We start from the raw sequence: 5,547 nt of genomic DNA, 5'->3' as shown, positions 1-5,547 counted from the left end.
CTCACCTGGCGGCGATAGTCCTGCCACTCAGAGCGCTTATTGCGCAGGAAGTAATCAAAGACATGCTCACCTAGGGTCTGGCGCACGAGCTCACTCTTCTCCATCACGGTAATTGCTTCTTCCAGGTTCGATGGAAGTAACTGCGTATCAGTGGAAGCTTCCAGCACATACTTCTTCTCAATACCTTGCAGCCCTGCTGCCAACATCACGGCATAGGCAAGGTATGGATTACATGCTGAATCTGGACAACGGAATTCAATCCGGGTGGAGTTCTCTTTATTTGGTTTATACATCGGGATCCGCACCAGTGCCCCGCGATCATTGTGGCCCCAGTTAATTATGGAGGGTGCTTCTCCCCCGCCTTGTAAGCGCTTATAGGAGTTGACCCATTGATTTGTAACGGCCGTGATTTCAGCAGCGTGTTTTAAAATACCGGCAATAAATTGGCGACCAACAGCAGAGAGATTGAGCTCTGCATTCTGGTCATAGAAAGCATTCTTCTCACCTGCAAAGAGTGAGACGTGGGTGTGCATTCCAGAGCCAGGATGTTCGGTAAAGGGCTTGGGCATAAAGGAGGCGAAGAAGCCTTGGTTAAGGGCCACTTCTTTAATCACATGACGGAAGGTCATGATGTTATCTGCCGTACTTAACGCATCAGCATCGCGCAAATCTATCTCTTGTTGTCCGGGCGCACCTTCATGATGGCTAAATTCAACTGAGACACCCATAGCTTCTAAAGTAGTAATTGCTTGCCGGCGAAAATCATGTCCCACAACTGCAGGTGTGTGATCGAAGTAGCCACCTTGATCAACTGGCACCGGTGCCACGCCTTTTTCGGGTTGTGATTTAAAGAGGAAGAATTCAATTTCTGGGTGGGTGTAACAGGTGTAACCCATCTTGGAAGCTTTAGCTAAAGTGCGACGCAACACATTGCGCGGATCAGCCGGGGATGCTTGCCCACTTGGCAAGGTAATGTCACAGAACATACGAGCAGCGCCTTGCGCCTCTGCTCGCCAAGGCAAGATGGTAAAAGTTGCCGGATCTGGTTTTGCCAACATATCTGATTCAAATTCACGAGCAAAGCCTTCAATCGCAGAACCGTCGAAACCAATTCCTTCTTCAAAAGCATTTTCAAGTTCGGCCGGTGCAATGGCAACAGATTTTAAGGTGCCAAGAATGTCGGTAAACCACAGACGAATGAAACGGATATCGCGTTCTTCCACGGTGCGCAGGACGAACTCTTGCTGCTTGCTCATATTTTCATTATCTGGGGACATGGTCACATCGTGCCAAAGTCACGTTACGCCCATGTTACAAAACTAGAGTTCGCGCCACTTACTTGTCATAGGCAGGCGCCGATCTTTACCAAAAGCACGCTCGGAGACCTTGGTGCCAGGTGGATATTGGCGGCGCTTGTATTCCGCCCGATCGACCATGCCGATCACGCGAATGACTAACTCTCGATCAAAGCCGGCAGCAATGAGTGCATCGTGTCCTAAATCTTCATCGACATAAGCTTTGAGCACTTTATCTAATAGCTCATACTCAGGAAGTGAATCAGAATCTTTTTGATCAGGTCGAAGCTCTGCCGATGGCTCCTTGGTGATGGAGTTCTCCGGAATGGGAGCAACCTCGCCAGCTTCGATAGCAACGCGATTGCGCCAACGCGCAAGTGCCCAAACATCAGTCTTATAAATATCTTTAATCGGGGCATAGCCACCGACGGCATCGCCATAGAGCGTGGAGTACCCACATGCCAGCTCTGATTTATTTCCGGTTGCTAACACCAAGTGGCCATTCTGATTGGAAAGTCCCATCAGAGTGGTGCCGCGCACGCGCGCCTGCACATTCTCTTCGGCAAGTCCGCTCAGTTCGACTTGGCTAGTGAAGGCATCGACCATCTTCTGAATTTCAATAACACGAAAACCAAGGCCGGTGGCGCTGGCCATCGCTTGCGCATCAGCGATGGAATGTTCGGAAGAATATTTACTTGGCATGGCAACCGCGTGCACCTGCTCCGGGCCGAGTGCATCAACAGCCAGGGCTGCCACAACGGCAGAATCGATGCCGCCAGATAAACCAAGTAGGACAGATGAGAATCCGTTCTTGGCAACATAATCGCGCAGCCCCACAACAATGGCCTTCCACATCTGTTCTTCAGCACCAAGGCGCTGTGCGATTCCGGGAATCAGTTGCTTGGCAATTTCTACAGGTACCTCTGAAATGATGACATCGGGCTTTGATGTTGTAGTTGCAACTTCGACATCGACCAGCATCACGCCATCTTCAAATTGTGGAGCACGTGCAATCAGTGCGCCATCGCTATTAACAACAATGCTGTCGCCATCGAAAACTAAATCATCTTGGCCGCCGGTCATATTGAGATAGGCAAGTGGTGCGTTCATTTGGGCAGCGCGCCGGGTAACAAGTTCTAAGCGCACATCATCTTTAGCGCGCTCAAAGGGTGAACCATTGGGCACGATCACAAGTCCAGGCTTGCGCGCTGCGAGTTGGGCGCTGATGCCACCATCGATCCAGAGATCTTCACAAATTGCGATGCCCACATCAACGCCATGAATGCGCACGACCAGCGTGGAATCTCCTGCAACAAAATTGCGGTACTCATCAAAGACGCCGTAATTAGGTAGGTGGCACTTGGCATAGCGGGCTTTTACTTCACCCCCAGCAATAACCGCCACCATATTTTGTGGCCGCCCATTTAGGTGATCGAGATAGCCAACAATGCTGACAATCTGCGGGTTGATCTGGCGCGCCAGTAATTCCAGTGCGCTCTTACTTGCTACTTGAAAAGATGGCCGGAGCGCTAAATCTTCGACCGGATAACCGGTCAGAACCATCTCTGGAAAAATCGCAATGTGGGCGCCAGCTAGCTGCGCCTGGTGGGCACATTTGATAATCATCGCGGCATTACCCGCGAGGTCTCCGACCGTTGGGTTCACCTGCGCCAGGGCCAATCGCAACTTCATTGTTCAAGATTATCGCCCAGTTGCGTATCAGGGGTACCATTGTTTGTGACCCGGGGACCGCGCCAAGCGGCTCCGAGGCAGGAGAAATAATGAGTACAACCCTTTACGGTGGCGCCTCCCATCGCCGCGTGACCATCCTTGATCTGCGCGCGGCCAAGGTGCGCGGTGAAAAATGGCCGATGCTCACCAGCTATGAACAGATCACAGCATCGATTTTCGATGAGGCCCAAATTCCAGTACTGCTCGTCGGTGATAGCGCCGGCAATAATTTTCTCGGCGAAGAGAACACCATTCCGGTCACAGTCGATGATTTAATTCCCCTCACCCGAGCAGTAGTACGCGGATCCGCGCGGGCAATGGTGGTGGCAGATCTACCCTTTGGTTCTTATGAAGCTTCCCCGGAACAAGCACTGACAACTGCTACCCGATTTTTCAAAGAGGCCGGTGCGATGGCGGTGAAGATAGAAGGTGCTCATATTGCAACCGTTGAAAAACTCACCTCTTCCGGTATTCCAGTCATGGTCCACCTAGGCCTTACTCCGCAATCACTTCATCAACTAGGCGGCTATCGAGTGCAGGGTCGCACCGATGGCGATGCCATGTTGGAGGCCGCACTCGCCCTCGAAAAAGCAGGTGCTTTTGCCCTCGTGCTAGAACTTGTGCCAGCCGAATTGGCGGCCAGAATTACCGCAGCCCTGGCAATTCCCACCATCGGAATCGGCGCCGGCGCACAATGCGATGCCCAGGTTCTAGTCTGGACAGATATGGCTGGCTTTACCGCCAATCCGCCCAAACTTGCTAAGGCATATCGCAATCTGCGAGCCGAATTACTAGCTGCTACCAAAGAGTTTGCTACCGAAGTTCGCACCGGAGCATTTCCCACTGAAGCGCAGAGCTTTCACTAGTCTTTGGTAGTGGCAAAGCATTCAATAGATCTCACTCCGCTTAAAAAATATCCAGATTTTCGTAATCTCTGGGCGGCCGGGCTGATTTCTTACCTCGGATCGATGATTACCTATGTCGCTATCCCTTTTCAGATTAAAGAGCTCACCAATTCCTACCTTGCCGTAGGCATCGTCGGTGTCATTGAACTCGTGCCACTGATTATCTTTGGTCTCTACGGCGGAGTCCTTGCCGATTCAGTCAACCGTAAGAAGATGGTCTGGGCGACCGAAGCTGGCGCCATGTTGTTGGTGGCACTACTTCTTGCTAACTCGATGCTGTGGGAGCCAAAGGTCTGGGTCATCTACATCGCAGCCGGACTCTTTGCGGTAGTCGATGGTTTACAACGTCCTAGCGCCGATGCCATGTTGCCTCGATTAGTCGGCCACCAAGATCTGCCGGCAGCTACTGCGCTGATGAGTTTGCGTTGGCAGCTGGGTCTGATCGTCGGTCCCACAGTGGGCGGAATTATCTTCGCCACATTTTCCATCTCAGCCGGCTTCGCAGTGGATATGGCAACTTATGTTGTTGCACTCGTTTTTCTGGCACGTGTGCGATCTATGCCTTCTTCAAAAGAGGCGAAAAAGCCATCTCTGGCAGCGTTATTAGATGGTGTGAAATATGCATTTAGTCGCCAAGATTTAATTGGCACATACATCATTGACTTGGCGGCAATGACACTTGCGATGCCGATGGCGCTCTATCCATTCTGGGCCGACCAACTCAATGCACCGTGGGCCCTGGGAATGTTCTATTCCGCAATTACAGTCGGCGCAGTTCTAATTACCGTGACATCCGGATGGACAACTCGCTATCGCTTTCATGGCAGAGCGGTAATTCTGGCCGCCATCGGTTGGGGTCTTGCCATCGCTGTTGCCGGCCTGAGTACATCCTTAGTTCTGGTCTTGCTCTTCCTGACTATCGCCGGCGCCTTTGACATGATCAGCGCCCTGTTCCGAGCAAATATCTGGAATCAAACAATCCCGGACCACTTTCGTGGACGACTTGCCGGTATCGAATTACTCTCTTACTCGGTCGGTCCACTGGCCGGACAATTACGGGCAGCGACAATCGCCTCTGCTTCCAGTCTCTCCTTTTCGGTAACTTCTGGGGGCGTTTTATGTGCCATCGTGGTCGCATTTCTGGCCTTTTTCTTGCCGAAAATGTGGAAATACGACGTCGAAACGAACGAATTCGCGGTTCGAGAACGCCAAAATCGCAAAAATCTGGAGAATTCCTAAATTTTCAATCAAATTTCTTACATTCGTAGAAAAAATTACTGCCAAATTTGCGTAGATACATAGAAATTATTAAAAAATAAATTGCGACACGCACTGAAATATTTCTCACTATGTAGTGGTATTTCTTTCAAAACTCCGTCACACTTATCCACGAAACAGGTTTGGGTGACGGATCCGAACCCTTCCGATTAGGAGAAAACAGATGGCTGCAAAGCGTCGTAAGAAGGCAGCTGCACCAGCAGCGCCTAAGAAGCGTCGTAAGAAGGCTGCCGTAAAGGCAGCAGCACCAAAGCGTCGTAAGAAGGCAGCAGCAAAGAAGGCTGCACCAAAGCGTCGTAAGAAGGCAGCAGCAAAGAAGGCTGCACCAAAGCGTCGTA

The 5,547-nt window shown here is 51.1% G+C and carries 4 protein-coding genes; 2 read left to right on the top strand and 2 right to left on the bottom strand.

The genetic code is table 11. The features are described from left to right. Together AC9UEP_RS04350 and AC9UEP_RS04345 are read right to left on the bottom strand one after the other, a co-directional pair. A partial coding sequence (locus tag AC9UEP_RS04350; protein WP_509544327.1) for a glutamine synthetase family protein occupies positions 1–1,256 on the bottom strand: 1,256 nt, incomplete at its 3' end. Between the two features lie 63 nt (positions 1,257–1,319). Beyond that, on the bottom strand, positions 1,320–2,987 hold the full coding sequence (locus tag AC9UEP_RS04345) for an NAD+ synthase (RefSeq protein ID WP_509544310.1): 1,668 nt from the start codon (positions 2,985–2,987) through the stop codon (positions 1,320–1,322). Positions 2,988–3,076: 89 nt separating this feature from the next. Here AC9UEP_RS04345 and panB point away from each other — a divergent pair, with 89 nt between their 5' ends. Next, positions 3,077–3,892 carry a 3-methyl-2-oxobutanoate hydroxymethyltransferase gene (panB, locus tag AC9UEP_RS04340; RefSeq protein WP_509544308.1) on the top strand — a complete coding sequence of 272 codons (816 nt, stop codon included), beginning with the start codon at positions 3,077–3,079 and terminating at the stop codon, positions 3,890–3,892. A 9-nt stretch (positions 3,893–3,901) separates the two neighbouring features. Further along, positions 3,902–5,170 (top strand): MFS transporter, encoded by a 1,269-nt coding sequence (locus AC9UEP_RS04335; protein ID WP_509544306.1) that lies wholly within the window; start codon positions 3,902–3,904, stop codon positions 5,168–5,170. The last annotated feature ends 377 nt before the right edge of the window (positions 5,171–5,547 follow it).

This window comes from Candidatus Planktophila sp. (genome assembly GCF_040402315.1).
Classification (GTDB): Bacteria; Actinomycetota; Actinomycetes; order Nanopelagicales; family Nanopelagicaceae; genus Planktophila.
Note: the sequence above shows the minus strand (reverse complement) of the source record. Positions and strands in the feature narration are given on the sequence as shown.

What these genes read in the sequence shown, in the direction of transcription:
- panB (WP_509544308.1), top strand. Translation starts at nt 3,077, where the DNA reads ATGAGTACAACCCTTTACGGTGGCGCCTCCCATCGCCGCGTGACCATC.
- AC9UEP_RS04345 (WP_509544310.1), bottom strand. Translation starts at nt 2,987, where the DNA reads ATGAAGTTGCGATTGGCCCTGGCGCAGGTGAACCCAACGGTCGGAGAC.